Origin of the sequence: Haloferax sp. Atlit-6N (assembly GCF_003383195.1) — an archaeon.
GTDB classification, from domain to species: Archaea; Halobacteriota; Halobacteria; order Halobacteriales; family Haloferacaceae; genus Haloferax; species Haloferax gibbonsii.
Map to the genome: position 1 here is coordinate 1 of NZ_QEQJ01000277.1, position 473 is coordinate 473.

Annotated in this window: 1 protein-coding gene; it reads left to right on the forward strand. The window is 26.0% G+C overall.

Annotation, left to right across the window (positions count from 1 at the left end):
* Positions 1-76 precede the first annotated feature (76 nt).
* The coding region (locus DEQ92_RS23350; RefSeq protein WP_147299588.1) for a hypothetical protein at positions 77-473 on the forward strand (397 nt) is incomplete at its 3' end.

A 473-nucleotide genomic window follows, 5' to 3' on the forward strand; every position in this document is an offset into this window, starting at 1 on the left:
TTTTCAATTCCCCGGTTTTATTTTTTATACCATGTTCTTTTGTACAAACAATATTGAGAATTTTAAGGAGGTTTATATGATTAAAAAAGCTGTTTTTGCATTTTTTATATTGCTTACATGTTATTTCGGAAATTCAGCTCTAGCATCAGAAGCAAAGGATCAATATATTGTTAAATTCAAAGATACTTCAACAGAAGCAGCCAAAAATTTAAATATACCTAATCGTGATATAACATATGATTTTTCTTTTGGTCATATGTCTGTAGTTAAATTGAATGAATCTGACGAAAAAAAAATGAGAAATTCTGATAAAGTGGAATATATTATTAAAAATAGAGAAGTAAATAGAATCCCTGAATCTAAAAATGTATACAATGAAGATTATTATCTTCCTTTGCCATATAATATGAAACAAATTCAATTAAACAAAATTGGTTATTTGGGTCTTTCAGGAAAAAAAGTGAAATTGGCAA